Below are 16,480 nucleotides of genomic sequence, written 5' to 3' on the forward strand. Positions count from 1 at the left end.
GGAATTTACGACTGTGGAGTGTACAAGAACTTGTGAGTAGCGTATTGCTTGCAATCGCCAAAGCATACACGTTGAAGCAGTAAGAAGTACCCGTGAGGACTTCAATTTCTCGATGTGTTAAGTATATTTAAACACATTTTGAGTGGCAGGAAAAGAGAAGACTAATAGAAAAAATAAAATAGTATTGACAGCGATTTGTTAGTCAACTATACTTACAACTAATAATTTTCAGAAAGGTAGATGCTATGGAAAGACTTATTCTCGTCACAACATTGCTTTGGATATTGCCGTAAGGATATGATTATATTTGGTTTGGGAGGATATAACGATGAGAGTCAGGATTGAAACAGAAAGATTGATACTAAGACCTTTTGTTCCGGAGGATTATGAAGCTGCTTTTAAATGGTGTGGAGATCCGGATGTAAATGAATACATGATTTATCCACTTTATAAAAGTGCGGAAGATGTAAAGACTTGGCTTGAAAGCCGCAAACTGGATGAACCGGATAATTATGATCTTGGAATCGAGCTTAAGGAATCCGGTGAACTCATAGGAAGTGGAGGTCTGGTATACAATGCAAAAAGAGATGTTTGGGTTGTTGGATACAATATCAGAAAAGACCAGTGGGGACATGGCTATGTTCCGGAGGCGATGCAGGGAATAATTAATCATATTTCAAAGACCAGAACAATAAGAGCTATTGAAGGACAATTTGCTGCAGAGAACCACAAAAGTCAGCGTGTTATGGAAAAGCTTGGTATGCATTATTCTCATGACAGTGAGTTTGAAAAGCTTGATGGTAGTAGAAAGTATGCTGCCAAAACCTTTATAAAAGAATTTTGAGACATAATATTCCTCCGATTTAAAATGGAGTCGTGACTAGAGCATCAGTTCATGAGTGCAAAAAGCACTTGTGGCTGGTGCTTTTTCTTTTGTTCGAAAATCTCGAACCCAAAGTTCTATTTCTAAGAGAACGTATTATTCCGTCACGTTCCGTAGAATTACATATGTAAGCTAGAGGTACAGCTTAGCCGGCTAACCTGACCTCCGGGTTTCAAACAGGAGGTGCGATATGAGCATTACAGAAGATGAACTTGTTGATTCCTATGGAATAGGCAGTGCAAAAGAAAGATTTGATCTGATTTATGAGAACTATTCGGTGTTCCCGCAGCTGGTGGATTGTTTTGAAATCGGTCTGTTCAACACAATCCTTAATGAGAATGAATACAACAGAAGAGCCAAGAACAATGCTGATCTCGGAGTAAGAGTCCAGACAAGCAATAAAAGCGATCCTACAGCAAAGATGGCTGTTGAGAAGGAGGAACAAAATGGCACAGAGCAGAAAAGACTCACGCGGTTATGCGCTCAGGACCGGTGAGTGTCAGAGATCGGACGGACGTTATTCCTATTCATATGTGGATAAGGACAGAAACCGCCAGGTGGCGTATGCAACGAATCTTATCACACTTCGCAAGAAGGAGCAGTAGATAAGGCGTGACCTGGAAGACGGACTTGATTCCAGAAGAGCAGAGCGCGTTACAGTAAATCAGGTATATGACTCGTACATGAAAGGCAAGTACGACCTGAAGAGTGGGATGCTATCTTGGGAGAGAGACTTGACCTTTCAGAGATGGCTCAAAATAAAATTGTTGATAACATTGGCGGCTAACTCGTGACTTTAGTCATGAGTTGAAAAATGTATTGCTTTTGTCCGCACATTGACCTATAATATAGGTAAAAGAAAGGGGCGTGATGATATGGCAGCCAAATCAGCAAATCTTTATGCAAGAATAGAGCCGGATGTTAAAGAACAGGCTGAGGGAATTCTGGCTACTTTGGGAATCCCGGCATCTAATGCTATCAATATGTTTTATAAGCAGATCATTCTAAATAGGGGTCTTCCGTTTGAGGTAAAGATTCCAACTGCGAGACCTGTTGATATTTCGAGAATGAACGCAGAAACTTTGGACATGGAACTTGAGAAAGGATATGCGGATATGCAGGAAGGGCGTATCAAATCTGCAACGCAGGTTTTTGCGGATATCCGAAGGGATTATAATGTATGAAATATGATGTTACCTTTACGGAGCAGGCTGAGAACGATCTTCGCGGTATCTTTGAGTATATAGCATTTGATCTTCTTTCGCCTGAGAATGCAGCCGGACAGCTTGACCGAATCGAAGAAAAAATCCTTTCCTTGGAAGAGTATCCGGAGAAGTTTCGGCAATATGAAAGAGAGCCCTGGAAGAGTCGAAATACACGAGTTGTGCCTGTTGATAATTATGTTGTTTTCTATATCCCCGATAAGATAAAGAAATTGGTTACAGTGATTCGGGTTATGTATTCCGGAAGAGATGTAGATAAGCAGCTTGATGAATTTACAAAGTTATAATCATAAATCCTATGAGGCGTATGAGACATTTGGTTTCATACGTCTTTTCTTTCCTGATAAATATATACAGATGAGCCTTTTTGATCTGTAACACCATAAAGGAAGAAAAGGAAAGTATACAAACATAAGAATTGATTTATAATGCCTGGTGTGGGAGTTTTCTCTGAAGTTTGCCCCTCACAAACAACCCTCATAAAAGACCTCACGAAAGCTGCCCTCACAAAGTTTCACTACCCTATGCTCTTAATAAATTTAATAGGGATGATACATTAAATAATTACATTGTCCCAATATTGACAAGCCTGTCCCAAGATGCTAATTTAGTATTGAAATATCATACATGAAAGGAAGCAGAGGCTATGAAGAAAAAAAATATAGTTAGTCTAATTAAATATTATGCAGAAAAAAATGATACTGGCTTCCGTAATGAAGCTTATGAAATAGCGAAAGAATTTGATATGGTAGGTGATTATCAGCTGTCAGAATATATCATGTCATTACTTTCTAATGTGAATACATTTGTGCCGCAGATGTCAGAATCAGTATCTCCATTTTTTGAGAGAATCGATGCTCAAGAAGATATGCTCCTATTACCGGATCCAATTACGAATGATTTGTTGGGCGTTGTGAATGCAATAGATCACAATATTGGAATAAACAAATTTATGTTTCAAGGGTTGCCAGGAACTGGTAAAACAGAAGCTGTTAAGCAATTGGCAAGAATTCTAAATAGGGAAATATTTATGGTGGATTTTTCTGCTGTTATTGATAGTAAGTTAGGGCAGACACAAAAAAATTTATCAGCATTATTCAAAGAAATTAATAGCTTTGTTCAACCGGAGAAGGTGATTGTTCTTTTTGATGAGATAGATGCACTTGCGTTGGATAGAACTAATTCTAATGATTTGAGAGAGATGGGAAGGGCAACATCGGCTATGCTGAAAGGGTTTGATAGAATGAATGAGAATGTGGTTCTTGTGGCTACAACAAATCTTTTTGAACATTTTGATAAAGCATTACTAAGACGGTTTGATACAGTTATTGATTTTAATAGGTATACAGATGAAGATCTTCTACAAATAGCTGAAAAAATGCTGGATAGATATCTTGATAAACTGAAATTAGCAAATAGAGATATCAGATTATTTAGAAAAATCATGAAATTATTGCCTCAGAGGATGTATCCCGGAGAGCTAAAGAATTTAATTAAGACATCTGTAGCATTTAGTAATCCGCAGGATGGTATGGATTATTTTAGAAGATTATATTATTCGGTTTGTAATGAAAAGCCAGAAGATTTGAAGAAACTACAGGAACAGAAATTTACAGTTAGAGAAATTGAAATATTAACGGGAAAGTCTAAGAGTAGTGTTGCTAGAGAGTTAAGAGAGGAGGACGCTGATGAATAATATACTTCAATTAAAAGGTCGTTTTGAACAGCGCCCGAATAGTTCGGTACCAGGATTACCAAAGCTCCCAAAAGGAAAATCTGTAACAAGTGTTCATTTGAAAGAACTTGCTAAACAGATATTCACAATAATGTCGTATTGGCAAGAAAATACAGATATTGGAGGAGCACTTGTAAGCGTACATTATAAACAAATTGTTGCTAAAAGCAATCGACTTAAAGTTGTCTTAGCAGAGGGAAGTAAATCGCCAACGGAGTCTATTAGAGGTGCAAAATTCGTTTGGGAAAAGAATGAGAGTGGTAAAACAATCCAGAAGCATGTCTTTACTCATTTTGTGAAACTGGAAACCTTAAGAAAATCGTTTGAACTATTAAAAGAAGTAGCCATTATTGTCGACAGAGAATATGAAGGCACGTTGACAAGTGAGAAGTGTGAAAAAATAGCTGATAAAAAAGAACATTATAGTGGTGAAACGGTTTCCAAATCTGCTTTTCTTAAAACAATTGTCGATGGATATTATGTTGAACGATTTGATGTTGATCGTGCAAATGAAGAAATCACACAGGATTCTATTATAACGATATATCAAACAGGAGTAGAAACAAAACAGTTATTAGCAAAATTTGGAATCAATATTGTTGATGATAGAATAATCGATGGTACAACATTACGATTATCCCCAGATGAAGCTAAGCTGCTTTATAATAATGCATCATACCTTGTGGCGATGAGCTTAACTGATTTTTCTGAAATAAATAAAGATGATATTGTAGATGATATAAATGGTTGGGATGATGATAGCCTTTCTCTGATTCCTGAGCCGTCAAATGAACCGGTTATTGGTGTGATAGATACTCAGTTCAATGATAAAGTATATTTTAACAAATGGGTTGAATATACAAATATGCTGGATGAGAACATACCATTATCAGAAGAAGATTATAAACACGGAACTGCTGTAAGTTATATAATTGTAGATGGTCCACAAGGAAATCCAAACCTAGAAGATGGATGTGGAAGATTTAGAGTGAGGCACTTTGGTGTGGCAACACATAGTGGGTTCAGTTCATTTGCAGTTCTGAGACTAATTAGGGATATCGTGGCGAAAAATAGAGATATAAAGGTATGGAATCTTTCTCTGGGATCAAAGCTAGAAATCAAACCAAACTTTATTTCTCCAGAGGCAGCAGAACTTGATAGAATTCAAAGTGAATATGATGTCGTCTTTGTTGTGGCAGGAACAAATCTTCCAATTGGTAAGGAAGGAAGTGACATGAAGATAGGTTCGCCAGCGGACTCACTTAATTCATTAGTTGTCAATGCTGTAGATTTTAAAGGAAAAGCAGCATCTTACACTAGAAGTGGTCCTGTATTATCATTTTTTAATAAACCCGATCTGAGCTATTATGGTGGAGATGGGAACAGAGCTGAAGATAAGATTGTGGTTTGCCGAGACAATATGGGAGCAGCTTATGTTAGTGGCACATCTTTTGCTGCACCATGGGTATCAAGAAAGCTTGCATATTTGATACATATCATGGGAATGAGCAGAGAACTTGCAAAGGCTTTGCTGATAGACTCAGCTGCTAAATGGGAAAGAAAAGACGATATTTCACATAGAATTGGATATGGAGTTTTGCCTAAGCATATTAGCGAGATAGTTCATTCTGCTGATGAAGAGATTAGATTTCTTATGATGGGTACTGCGGAGGAATATGAAACATACACTTATAATTTACCAGTGCCTATTGTGAATAATGCTCATCCTTTTTATGCTAAAGCTACGCTAGTGTATTTTCCTCAATGCAATAGAAATCAGGGAGTTGATTATACTAGTACAGAAATGGATATTCATTTTGGAAGAGTGGTTATAAATAAAAATAATAATGCAACGATAAAGCCAATTGATAATAATAAACAATCGGAAGAAGGTTTCACTCTTTACGAAGAAGATGCAAGGAAAATGTATCGTAAATGGGATAATGTAAAGCATATTAGCGAAGAGATTAAAGATAGGGCTGTTCCGAGAAAAGCATATGATTCTGGATTGTGGGGCTTAAGTATAAAAACAAAGGAAAGAATAACTACGAGGACTAAGGAGCCATTGCAATTTGGAGTGGTAGTGACACTAAAAGAAATGAATGGTGTAAATCGTATAGACGATTTTATTAAATTATGTATGGCCAGGGGATGGCTAGTGAGTAGGCTTGATGTACAGAATCAGATTGATGTATATGCAAAAGCAGAGGAAGAAATTATATTTGAATAAAAAACATAAAAACTGCTGATAATCGCTATTTTCGTAATCACACTAGACTCTTTACATCATGACAGACATACTTTGGGGATGAAAGAGCTCTATTCTCACCGAAAGGAAACAATAGAAAGAATCTTTGGGACAGCCAAAGAAAACCATGGATTCAGATATACGCAACTGTATGGAAAAGCGCGGATGGAAATGAAGGTCGCGCTTACTTTCGCGTGCATGAATCTGAAAAAACTTGCAAGAATTAAACATGAATGGCGGATAGAAATGGCATGACCGAGTCGTTTCTATCCTTTATTTTTGTAAAAATTTCAAATAAAGAAAAGTGATCTTGAGAGTATTACTCTCAAAACCACTTTGTTTACGGTCTGAACCTGTCAGGAAATCCTGCCAGGTTTTTGTTAGCGTAGCATTCACTTTTTAGTATATACTTTTGCTATCTTTTTGCATTAAATGAACAGCGACCACATAATTGGTAAACAATCAAGAGACTGATCTCTTTGATAGTCTTTCGTATACAGCAATATCTCACGCATTATTCGTGATGAAAATTTTGCTGAAAAAGCATCTATAGAAGGATGACTTTTATAACCTGAGCTTTTAACTTCTATTGCAGATATCTTATTTTTCTCAGCTATTAGAAAATCAACTTCATAATTATGTCGTGATTTTTCATTCAAAAAAGTATGATAGTATAATTCATGTCCATTAGTTGCTAAAGTCTGAGCAACAACGTTCTCATAAATATATCCTAAATTAGCCTGTAACTTGCCACTTAAAAGCTTGGAATATATATCATTTTCTGTAAAATCCTTATCTTTAAAGGCGAGTGTAATAAACAAACCAATATCAGCAGTAAACAATTTAAACCTTGTTAAGTCCTTATTTTGAGCCATACCCGGACCTGGATCATTGGCGTGATATGCTACTAAAACCGTTCCTGAATCTTTAAGTTCTGATATCTGTTCTAATATATCACCAGCTCTACTTGCACCAAGAACACTCGAAACCTGATACCTAGAAGCGTTTCCCATAAGCTGCGCCGGAATTGCATCAAAAAGAGCAGATATTTTGCCGGTTGGATCAATCTTGCGAAAATCATCCTCTTATATTTTAATACATTAAGAGTTTTTTTTACCGTTCCGTGTCCACTTTTAGTGTAGCATCAATATGGATATGCAAATTTTGCTGGGCTTATACAGCAAAGGCAGAAGATAAGCCGGAGTTTAAGTGGGAAGGGATTTACCCTGTTCAATATTGTTTATATAGCCGGGATTCTGCTCTAAGGCAATACTCATCTGCCTTGCAGACACCCGGCTTCTTTCTCGTATTTCTTTAAGTCTTTATACGATAAACTTCTCGGCAGTTTCTAATGTCATGTCTTTTTAGTTTTCCAAGTGAGCCTCCAAAAATTTTGGTGATAAAGATATTATAGGATAGAAATTATATTTCGTACAGAATGCCGTATTTGTGCGGCTTCGGGAGTGGTCGAAAAGAGTATTGTGAGTCTATTTTCCGAATCGTATCGATATAGACGTTGCATTGTTAATTTATACGCGGTATAATAGTGATAGTCGCAATAGCGAATATTGGTAATATGATATTGAAAATATCTCACAGAAAATTTTTTCTCGTACCACATAGAAAGCTATTGATTTGCAGAAGTAGAAGAGCATTTGTTGAGTGAACGCTTTTATAAGGGGCATTAATAGAAAAGCAATATCTGTATTATATTCTGTCCTTACGTCTATTCTGACGGAAGTTTTTCTTTAAGTAACCATGAGAATGACTTTTGGGTATGTAAGTTAGATTGCACCAAATATAGGCTCTACTGGAGGCATATCAATAATGAAAGTAACAGTTATTTGCGAAGTAAAAGACAATGCTGATTATGCTTTAAAGCGCAGATGTATATCTGAACAGACCTGCCACGACTTCAAGGCGGTCTTTGTTTGCAATGCACATGTTGATATGTCCCACAGCGTGGAAACAGATAACCTTTGTACCATTGTAAAGAATGATAAAAATGCTAACTGGGATATTATTATCAAATTGATAGATAGCAGCTACGTAATATTCATAGCGGAGCAGGATTTCGTTTCTGTCGATTATACCAGAATGATTGTAAAAGCTGCAGAAGAAAAAGGCGGAGATATCGTTTCCTGTGACATTGCTTATGGGAATGTTGTTGCAGATGAATATGTATATAGTAATCTTTCTCCTCTTAGGAGCATCCTTGTTGAATACGATAATAAGAAGCTGAAAGAAATGTATTCGAAATACGCTTCAGATTCAGCTGATATAGGTATGTTGTACGGAAAGTGTATTCGTGCAGAATTGTTTAAAGAGGCATGTAAAGGAAAACAACTATTAAGGTTAGATGATGCTTATAGCTATATTGTCGACCATTCCTACAAGTTCACGAATATTCATGGCGCATATTATTTCAAACATGAGATGAGTGCGGTTGATAAGAAATCATATTTTAATAGCATTACTACGCCAATTAGTAAGGGATTTTCTGATTATGAGGATATGAAAAAATCCGTTTCAGGAAACAAGTATAAAATAATTAGTTTTGATGTATTCGATACATTGATTTTAAGAAATGTTTATGAACCGACAGATTTGTTTCAGTTCATGGACGACGACTATAACAGGTTGTTTGAAACTACTGCCTATACCAGATTCTTTCTTATGAGAATGGCCTCAGAGGATGTATGTAGAAAAAGAGTATTCAAACAATACAAGGATTATGAAGATATTACATTGGATGAAATCTACGACACTATGGCTGATTTGTACCAGCTTGATTCTTCCAAACTTCAGCTTCTCAAGGACAAAGAAATAGAACTTGAGCATGAATTTTGCATTCAGAGAAAATGCGGTAAAGACCTATATGATCTTGCCATCTATTCAGGCAAAAAAGTAATCTGTACTTCCGATATGTATCTTCCAAAGAACGTAATATCCAAGATTCTGGAAGAAAACGGCTACGAAGATATCACTGAGGTCTATGTTTCATCAGAGACAAGAACTGGTAAATATACAGGGAATGCATTCTGCGCATTATCTAAATGGACAGGAGCACCTACAGATTCAATCCTTCACATAGGAGATAACTATGTGGCCGATGTAGATAAAGCTATTAAAAACGGAGTTGCGGCATTCTATCTTCCTAAGGCATTAGATATGTTCTGGGGAAGAGATAAGAACCTATATAAGGGTGAAGTAGCATCATATATCTTTGGCATGAATGGAGCAGAGAATGATTATATGAGTGCTACTCTTGCAAACTTAGGACTAAGATGTTTGCTATCTCAGATAATAAACAGGTTTTATGACAATCCATTCACGGGATTCAATAAGGATTCTGATTATGATGCAGACCCGTACTTCATAGGCTACTTTGCTTTAGGAATGCATTTGTGGGCTCTGGCAGATTGGATTACAAGAGAATCAGAAAAATATAAGAAAATACATTTCCTATCAAGAGATGGCTATGTTATCAAGAAAGTCTACGATTTAATGAATCAGGGAAAAAAAGCAGTTCCCAGTAGTTATACATATATGTCTAGAAATATCGTAGCTCTCTGTGATATCGAAAAAAAAGAAGACCTTTGGGCAATGAGGGAAAAGGTTACAGCCTATGCTGCTACTCCTAAGAAATTTGTGAAAATCCTAAAGCCGGGTATAAGTGATGTAAGCGAAAAAAAAATAATCGAAGATCTCAGCAAGAGTGGACTTAAATATGAAGATGAAGTCAAGGATGAAGAAAACTTTGCCAAGTCAATAAATGTCATATATCCATATATTGAATGGAACAACCTAAACCAATACAGAAATAAACTAAAGAAATATTTCTTAAGTGTATTTGGACCAAATGAATGCATGGTAGATGCAGGCTATAACGGCAGAGTAGAAGCTTCAATAGAAGAACTGTGTGGAATTAAGCTCGATTCATTCTATTTCCATGTAGGAGAGGACAAACTCTACGAAAGAGAAAACAGATATACATTTACAAACAGATGTTTCTATGATGCCCATCCGATTGCGTCTTATCTGGTGAGAGAGCAGTTTATTTCCAAACTAGCTCCTTCGATTAAGCGTATAGATTTTTGTGATGATGAAACAGAGCTCATATTTGGAGAGTATGTAGAAAACAAATATTCAGAGCTCATCACTAAAACCATACAGGATGCAGCTGTAGAGTATGCTGCGGGGGTAATGACTACACTAGGTAACTATACCAAGTATCTGAAATATAGGCCGGGAGATGTATCAAGACCTTTCGATTACCTTTGCAATCACGGTAAAGACCTAGATATTAGCATATTTACCTGCACAGAATTTGAAGATGACTTTGGTGTAAACAAAAGATTTAATTTGTCGGAGTATTGGAAGGATTTGCTTATAAAAAATAACGTTCAAAAAATGGATAACAGGAATATAGATGATTATTTGATTTTTAAGAAATACTACCTGAAGGCAGAAAAGTTCTTGCCCAAGAATTCAAAAAAACGTGCGCTGGTTAGACGAGTCGTACAATTAGCATTAGGAAAGAAATGATTTGATAATGAAGATATCCATAATTTGCCCAGTGAAGAATGCAAGGATGTTTGTTGCAGATGCTATAAATAGTATATTGCGCCAACAAGGTGACTTTGAACTAGAGCTCATTGTAGTTGATGGCGCTTCAACAGATGGAACCTTTGAATTCCTAGATGATATATATAAGCATTATCTAAATAAAACATTGGATTTCAAATGTAACCTTTCTAAGTTTTATTTTTTGTCAGAGAAAGACAATGGGATGTACGAGGCACTAGTAAAGGGATTTAGATTAAGCACAGGGGATGTTATTGGTTGGCTTAATGCAGATGATTATTATCTTGAAGGCGCATTAAGTAAGGTTTATAGAATATTTCACGATATTTCAAAAGTGAAGTGGATTACTGGGCGGGCTAATTCTGAAAAAGAAGGCAAATATATGTGGAAGAGTAAACTAAGATATTTCCCTAGAAGGATGATAAGATCTGGGATTTTTGGTTTATATTCAGATAATTTTATTGGGCAGGAGAGTACATTTTGGAGAAGAGAACTGTTAAATGAAATAGACGAAGATAAATTTTCTGGCTACAAATTGGCAGGAGACTTTTACTTATGGAATACATTTGCAAAAAGAAATCGATTATACTCTTGCGATGAAGATTTTGCGGTGTTCAGAGCTCATGACTGTAATATGTCATGTGATTCTGAAAGATATCGAAAAGAAATGAGAGAGATAGTTGATAAAAAGCCGAGAAGATATGAGTTAAGGTGGATAGAAAAGAGTATTCGGAAATGGGATGAAGGTAATAAAGAATTTACGTATATTACTTGTGACATGGCGAAAAATAGGTATGTCGTGATAAATAGAGGAATTGTAACATTCACTAAAACTTGCAGATTGATGATTTGTAATTAAGAAGAATGGCAGAGAAAATCTATAAAAATGGTCAAAAACTTCATATTGGTATTTATATGATGACATTCATTCCGGGAGGTTTTAACGGAGGTGTTGTTCCAGCTTTGTTGTCTACTATAGAGGGGCTTAAACAACGGAATTTAGATATCACTTTGTTCTGCACAATACACAATAGTGATTCGCTTGCTTTTTTGGAAAGCGAAAATGTAAAGAGATTAGTGGTTACCGATGATAATGAGTGTTTTCTGGTTAAGATTACCAGCATTGATAATGAGAATAAGCCGTATACGAGACGCTTCAATGTCCAGAGTTTCGTAGCATTGGCTATTAAAAGAATTATTAGACTTATAACAAAAGGATTTTGGCTACTAAGAAAAACAGTAAAAATGCTTTTACCGCATTTTATGGTCGTATTCGTCCTTAGGCATTGGGGATGGTTTCAGAGTGTATTCCAAGTTTTTAGACATCCCAGAAATTATATTAGGCAACATTTTAAAAAGCCTGAGCATAAGCAATACACAGACGTGTTACCAAGAATAATAACGGAACCAACGTTAACTGGTTTTGATAGGTACCTGGAGGATTATATAGATATATTGTATTGTCCGTTTACAGCCATTCCAGAAAACGTCGTTGATATACCATGCGTGTCAGTTGTTAATGACATTCAGCATAGATATATGCCTTTTAATTTTTCCCCACAGGAGAATGCAATTAGAGATTGTTACTATGCAGAACTTATTAAGAGAAAGCCTTATATACTTGCGATATCTGACTACACTAGAAATACATTCATAGAATCATATAATTATCCACCCAATATGATAGAGACTCTTTATCTTATTTCACAGGATAGGTTTAATAAGTATTCTGATATAGATTTTATGGAATCACTTAATAAAATCGGCTTAGAATCTGGGAAGTACATCTATTACCCGGCGAATAATTGGCCACATAAAAATCACAAGACTTTGTTGGTTGCATATAGGATGTATAGAGAACAATATCGAGAGTCAGATTTAAAGCTTGTGTTATCTGGGGCTGTAATAGATGTACCTCAAATGGACTATGTAAAAAGCATTATAAATGAGATGGGAATCGAAGATTATGTTGTCCATCTGGGCTATGTTACAGATAAAGAGGTAGGGGCATTGCTTAAGTATTGCAAATTTCTGATTTTCCCGAGCCTTTTCGAAGGATTAGGACTTCCGTTGGTTGAGGCTATGTCAATGAACACTACGATACTTTGTTCTAATCTTACTGCATTGCCTGAAATTGGCGGAGAGGGCGCTTTCTATTTTAATCCATATGATCCGGAAGATATTTGTAGGACGATGAAGTATGTTTTAGACCATCCAGAGGTTGCAAATGAGAAGAAGAAAAGCTATGAAAAACTTATGAAAAGATTTTCAGAAGAAGAGTACATAAATAGGTTGATTGCAATTTTTGAGAAGGTAAATGTTCGTAATTATTAAAAAACATGATTAAAGGAAAACGATATGAGAAAAGCACTTATTACAGGTATTACAGGGCAGGATGGTTCATACCTTGCAGAGTTCCTTTTGGACAAGGGATACGACGTACATGGAATCATTCGCAGATCTTCAATTGAATACAGAGAAAGAATTGCGCATATTGAATGTCATGAGAGGCTTCATCTTCACTATGGAGACTTGGGTGATTCTATGAGCATACTGGGCATTGTTAGAAGTGTATGTCCAGATGAGATTTACAACCTAGCAGCTCAGTCGCATGTTCAGGTATCGTTCGATTCACCTGAGTATACTGCTGACGTTGATGCAACAGGAGTACTTAGAGTTCTTGAGGCTGTTCGGCAGTGCGGACTGACTGAAACCTGTCGTATATATCAGGCTTCAACTTCAGAACTATACGGAAAAGTGGAGGAAGTTCCGCAAGATGAAAACACTCCATTTCATCCTTATAGTCCCTATGCAGTAGCCAAACTTTATGGATACTGGATTGTTAAGGAATATAGAGAAGCCTACAACATGTTCTGCTGTTCAGGAATTTTGTTTAATCATGAATCTGAACGACGAGGTGAAACATTTGTAACAAGAAAGATCACACTTGCAGTTGCTAAGATCGCTCAAGGCAAGCAGGACAAGCTTTACCTTGGAAATCTTTCCAGCTTAAGAGACTGGGGATATGCCAAAGATTATGTGGAGTGTATGTGGTTGATTCTTCAGAATGATAAACCAGAGGATTTTGTTATAGCAACAGGAGTCCAGCATTCAGTGCGCGAGTTTGCGCAGCTTGCTTTCCGAAATGCTGGGATAGAACTTGAGTTTAGAGGTGAAGGCATCGATGAGAAAGGATATGACAAATCAACTGGAAAGGTGCTGGTGGAGGTGTCAAGGGATTTTTACAGACCAACTGATGTAGTTAATTTATGGGGGAATCCAACGAAAGCAAAGGAAAAACTACATTGGAATCCGTTAACAACGTCATTTGAAGAACTTGTGCGGATAATGGTTGAACATGATATGAAGAAGGTAGCGGCTGGTGAAGTAATGTAAATGTCAAATCCAACAGATAGAGTATGGGGGTTAAAGTATATGAACATTATCTTGTTATCTGGTGGCTCTGGCAAACGATTATGGCCACTTTCAAATGATATTAGAAGTAAGCAGTTTATCAAATTCTTCAAGAATAGTGAAGGCAGTCATGAATCGATGCTTCAGAGAATGTATTCAGGACTTAAGAATATTGATAATAACTGCAATATCACTATTGCTACGTCTAAGAGCCAGGTTTCTACAATTCATAATCAGATAAGCGGCGACTATGCACTTTCTGTAGAATCTGCTAGAAAGAACACTTTCCCAGCAATCGTGCTGGCAGTTAATTATCTACACGAAAAAAAGCATGTAGGGGAAGATGAAAGTGTTATTGTATGTCCTATCGACTCGTATGTGGAAGATAGTTACTTCAAAGCAATAAAAGATCTTTACGAGCATGTTAAAAAATCAGATTCAGATATATCACTTATGGGGGTAATGCCCACGTATCCTAGTGAGAAATATGGATATATCATTCCGAAAGATACGTCTACATTTAGTAAGATTACAGGTTTTATAGAGAAACCAGATAAGGCTCTTGCCCAGAAGTTTATCAAGCAAGGAGCAATTTGGAATTGCGGTATTTTTGCTTTTAAACTTGGATATCTCATAAAGAAATCTCACGAAATAATCGATTATCAGGGCTATGATGATTTGCTTGAAAACTATAGTGCTTTGAAGAGTATAAGTTTTGATAATGCTGTTTTAGAAATAGAAAAGAGCATAGATGTAATGAAGTATGACGGCACATGGAAGGATTTGGGTACTTGGAACACTCTTACAGAGGAAATGGATGACAATATCCTTGGAAAAGGCTTGATTGCAGATAGTTGTCGTAATGTTCATCTAGTCAACAGTCTTGATGTTCCGATTTTGTGCATGGGACTTAAAAATGTTGTTGTGTCTGCTGCTCCAGAAGGAATACTGGTTTCTGACAAAAAGGAATCCAGTTATCTGAAAGATTATATTGGAAGTTTTGACAGCACTATCATGTTCTCAGAAAAAAGCTGGGGGACATATTGTGTCTTAGATAAAGAGCAGGCAAGCATGGCGCTCCGAGTTACTGTTAATGAAGGGTGTCATATGAGCTACCACTCTCATGCCAAGAGAGATGAATCCTGGAATATCATTTCTGGCACAGGTATCGTTGTAATTGATGGTGAAGAAAAACAGGTGAAGGCCGGAGATGTAGTAGTAATAAGAGCTGGCTACAAGCATACAATTAAGGCTATTACTGAAATGAAGCTCATAGAAGTCCAGTTTGGCAAGAATATTGATGTTAAAGATAAAGTCAAATATGATCTTGCAAATAATAGCGAAAACTGCAGCAGATATGATGATGCAATATAAGCATCATAAAGCTTTTTTTCATAAGAATTCTACACGGAAGGAAAAATAATAATGAAAAAGGCATTAATATTTGGTATGGATGGATTTGTTGGAAGATACATGGCTGAAGAGATGATGCGAAATGGCTATGATGTTTATGCAAGCAGCCATCATGGAAGCAGAGACGATTATGATGGATGGTATAACTGTAATCTCAATGATTTCGAGCAAGTAAAGAACGTTATAGCAGAGGTTAGTCCAACACACATAATCAATTTGGCAGGACAGAGCAATGTTGGCATTTCATGGAGAATTCCAAATAGAACTATTGATTCAAACGTGTGTGGGGCTCTAAACATCTTGGAGGCGGTTCATCAATGTGAAATGGAGAGTAGCATTCTTATGATTGGTTCTAGCGAGGAGTATGGTAAATCCGATGAACCCCTTAATGAAGGGAGTTCTATAAAGGCTTCAAATCCATATGGAATATCCAAAGTTATGCTGGAAAACTTTTGCGAGCTTTTTCGTCAGAGATATGGAATGAAAGTTCATTATGTTCGACCTTTTAATCATACTGGAGTGGGGCAGAATGATAATTTTGTAATCCCCTCATGGTGTAAACAAGTTGCAACTATTACCCAAAGTGGGAAAACTGGGGAAATGCTGGTTGGAAATTTAGATATAGTAAGGGATTTTTCAAATGTTAAAGATGTTGTAAATGCATATAGGCTGGTAATAGAGAGTAAAGATTGTCACATAGTATACAACGTAGGTAGCGGAAAAGGAACACCATTAAGAGAAATATTAGAAAATGTTATTTCGTTGTCTAACCAGAAAATAGTAGTTAAGACAGATCCCAAATTGATTCGCCCTATAGAGAATCGCGTTATATGTTGTAACTGCAATCTTATTAAGAAAAATCTCGGGTGGGAACCGCAGTATGATATGAAAAAGACAGTAGAGGAAATATATGAGTTCTATATGAATAAAGAAAGTAAGAAAAAGTGGGATTGTGTTGCTGGATTTTAATCAGAGAG

The 16,480-nt window shown here is 36.5% G+C and carries 14 protein-coding genes and 1 pseudogene; 14 read left to right on the forward strand and 1 reads right to left on the reverse strand.

Annotated features, from left to right (window positions below):
* The first annotated feature begins 328 nt into the window (after positions 1 to 328).
* The 8 genes from G634_RS0110255 (at position 329) to G634_RS18775 (ending at position 6,344) form a co-directional block, all read left to right on the forward strand.
* Positions 329 to 844, forward strand: coding sequence for a GNAT family N-acetyltransferase (locus G634_RS0110255; RefSeq protein ID WP_026505222.1), 516 nt, complete (start codon positions 329 to 331; stop codon positions 842 to 844).
* A 229-nt stretch (positions 845 to 1,073) separates the two neighbouring features.
* The gene (locus G634_RS0110260; RefSeq protein WP_026505223.1) at positions 1,074 to 1,379 is read left to right on the forward strand and encodes a hypothetical protein; all 306 of its coding nucleotides are present in this window, start codon (positions 1,074 to 1,076) and stop codon (positions 1,377 to 1,379) included.
* Positions 1,330 to 1,488: an integrase DNA-binding domain-containing protein gene (locus tag G634_RS21990; RefSeq protein ID WP_242826803.1), complete on the forward strand. Its 159-nt coding sequence runs from the start codon at positions 1,330 to 1,332 to the stop codon at positions 1,486 to 1,488. Before G634_RS0110260 ends, G634_RS21990 begins: the two co-directional genes overlap by 50 nt.
* A gap of 270 nt (positions 1,489 to 1,758) precedes the next feature.
* Entirely contained in the window at positions 1,759 to 2,067 is a 309-nt protein-coding gene (locus tag G634_RS0110265; protein ID WP_026505224.1) for a type II toxin-antitoxin system RelB/DinJ family antitoxin, read from the forward strand.
* A complete protein-coding gene (locus G634_RS0110270; protein WP_026505225.1) occupies positions 2,064 to 2,393 on the forward strand; it encodes a type II toxin-antitoxin system RelE/ParE family toxin in 330 nt (109 codons plus the stop codon). Before G634_RS0110265 ends, G634_RS0110270 begins: the two co-directional genes overlap by 4 nt.
* Before the next feature lie 359 nt (positions 2,394 to 2,752).
* Entirely contained in the window at positions 2,753 to 3,802 is a 1,050-nt protein-coding gene (locus G634_RS0110280; protein WP_026505226.1) for an ATP-binding protein, read from the forward strand.
* Positions 3,795 to 6,071: a S8 family peptidase gene (locus G634_RS0110285; protein ID WP_026505227.1), complete on the forward strand. Its 2,277-nt coding sequence runs from the start codon at positions 3,795 to 3,797 to the stop codon at positions 6,069 to 6,071. The genes G634_RS0110280 and G634_RS0110285 overlap by 8 nt, the downstream gene beginning before the upstream one ends.
* A 12-nt stretch (positions 6,072 to 6,083) precedes the next feature.
* A complete protein-coding gene (locus tag G634_RS18775; RefSeq protein ID WP_256379370.1) occupies positions 6,084 to 6,344 on the forward strand; it encodes a transposase in 261 nt (86 codons plus the stop codon).
* A 173-nt stretch (positions 6,345 to 6,517) separates the two neighbouring features.
* Here G634_RS18775 and G634_RS18780 read toward each other — a convergent pair.
* Positions 6,518 to 7,159: pseudogene (locus G634_RS18780) on the reverse strand (DUF4143 domain-containing protein); the annotation flags it as partial.
* Between the two features lie 757 nt (positions 7,160 to 7,916).
* Between G634_RS18780 and G634_RS0110300 the strand changes: the two are divergent.
* Genes G634_RS0110300 through G634_RS0110325 form a run of 6 tightly spaced genes read left to right on the forward strand, consistent with a single transcriptional unit; the run spans position 7,917 to position 16,472 of the window.
* Entirely contained in the window at positions 7,917 to 10,637 is a 2,721-nt protein-coding gene (locus G634_RS0110300) for a hypothetical protein (RefSeq protein WP_026505228.1), read from the forward strand.
* Between the two features lie 7 nt (positions 10,638 to 10,644).
* Positions 10,645 to 11,535, forward strand: a complete 891-nt coding sequence (locus tag G634_RS0110305) for a glycosyltransferase (protein WP_155830560.1) — start codon at positions 10,645 to 10,647, stop codon at positions 11,533 to 11,535.
* A 5-nt stretch (positions 11,536 to 11,540) separates the two neighbouring features.
* Entirely contained in the window at positions 11,541 to 13,010 is a 1,470-nt protein-coding gene (locus G634_RS0110310; RefSeq protein ID WP_026505230.1) for a glycosyltransferase family 4 protein, read from the forward strand.
* 24 nt (positions 13,011 to 13,034) lie between these two features.
* Complete coding sequence (gene gmd / locus G634_RS0110315; protein ID WP_026505231.1) at positions 13,035 to 14,072, forward strand: GDP-mannose 4,6-dehydratase; 1,038 nt, start codon at positions 13,035 to 13,037, stop codon at positions 14,070 to 14,072.
* Positions 14,073 to 14,111: 39 nt separating this feature from the next.
* Positions 14,112 to 15,464: a sugar phosphate nucleotidyltransferase gene (locus G634_RS0110320; RefSeq protein WP_026505232.1), complete on the forward strand. Its 1,353-nt coding sequence runs from the start codon at positions 14,112 to 14,114 to the stop codon at positions 15,462 to 15,464.
* A gap of 51 nt (positions 15,465 to 15,515) precedes the next feature.
* On the forward strand, positions 15,516 to 16,472 hold the full coding sequence (locus G634_RS0110325; RefSeq protein WP_026505233.1) for a GDP-mannose 4,6-dehydratase: 957 nt from the start codon (positions 15,516 to 15,518) through the stop codon (positions 16,470 to 16,472).
* Positions 16,473 to 16,480: the final 8 nt, after the last annotated feature.

Origin of the sequence: Butyrivibrio sp. NC3005, from assembly GCF_000424545.1 — a bacterium.
In the GTDB taxonomy this organism is placed as follows: domain Bacteria; phylum Bacillota; class Clostridia; order Lachnospirales; family Lachnospiraceae; genus Butyrivibrio.

What these genes read in the sequence shown, in the direction of transcription:
- G634_RS0110265 (WP_026505224.1), top strand. Translation starts at nt 1,759, where the DNA reads ATGGCAGCCAAATCAGCAAATCTTTATGCAAGAATAGAGCCGGATGTT.
- G634_RS0110285 (WP_026505227.1), top strand. Translation starts at nt 3,795, where the DNA reads ATGAATAATATACTTCAATTAAAAGGTCGTTTTGAACAGCGCCCGAAT.
- G634_RS0110280 (WP_026505226.1), top strand. Translation starts at nt 2,753, where the DNA reads ATGAAGAAAAAAAATATAGTTAGTCTAATTAAATATTATGCAGAAAAA.
- G634_RS0110300 (WP_026505228.1), top strand. Translation starts at nt 7,917, where the DNA reads ATGAAAGTAACAGTTATTTGCGAAGTAAAAGACAATGCTGATTATGCT.
- G634_RS0110305 (WP_155830560.1), top strand. Translation starts at nt 10,645, where the DNA reads ATGAAGATATCCATAATTTGCCCAGTGAAGAATGCAAGGATGTTTGTT.
- G634_RS0110270 (WP_026505225.1), top strand. Translation starts at nt 2,064, where the DNA reads ATGAAATATGATGTTACCTTTACGGAGCAGGCTGAGAACGATCTTCGC.
- G634_RS0110320 (WP_026505232.1), top strand. Translation starts at nt 14,112, where the DNA reads ATGAACATTATCTTGTTATCTGGTGGCTCTGGCAAACGATTATGGCCA.
- gmd (WP_026505231.1), top strand. Translation starts at nt 13,035, where the DNA reads ATGAGAAAAGCACTTATTACAGGTATTACAGGGCAGGATGGTTCATAC.
- G634_RS0110260 (WP_026505223.1), top strand. Translation starts at nt 1,074, where the DNA reads ATGAGCATTACAGAAGATGAACTTGTTGATTCCTATGGAATAGGCAGT.
- G634_RS0110255 (WP_026505222.1), top strand. Translation starts at nt 329, where the DNA reads ATGAGAGTCAGGATTGAAACAGAAAGATTGATACTAAGACCTTTTGTT.
- G634_RS0110310 (WP_026505230.1), top strand. Translation starts at nt 11,541, where the DNA reads ATGGCAGAGAAAATCTATAAAAATGGTCAAAAACTTCATATTGGTATT.
- G634_RS21990 (WP_242826803.1), top strand. Translation starts at nt 1,330, where the DNA reads ATGGCACAGAGCAGAAAAGACTCACGCGGTTATGCGCTCAGGACCGGT.
- G634_RS0110325 (WP_026505233.1), top strand. Translation starts at nt 15,516, where the DNA reads ATGAAAAAGGCATTAATATTTGGTATGGATGGATTTGTTGGAAGATAC.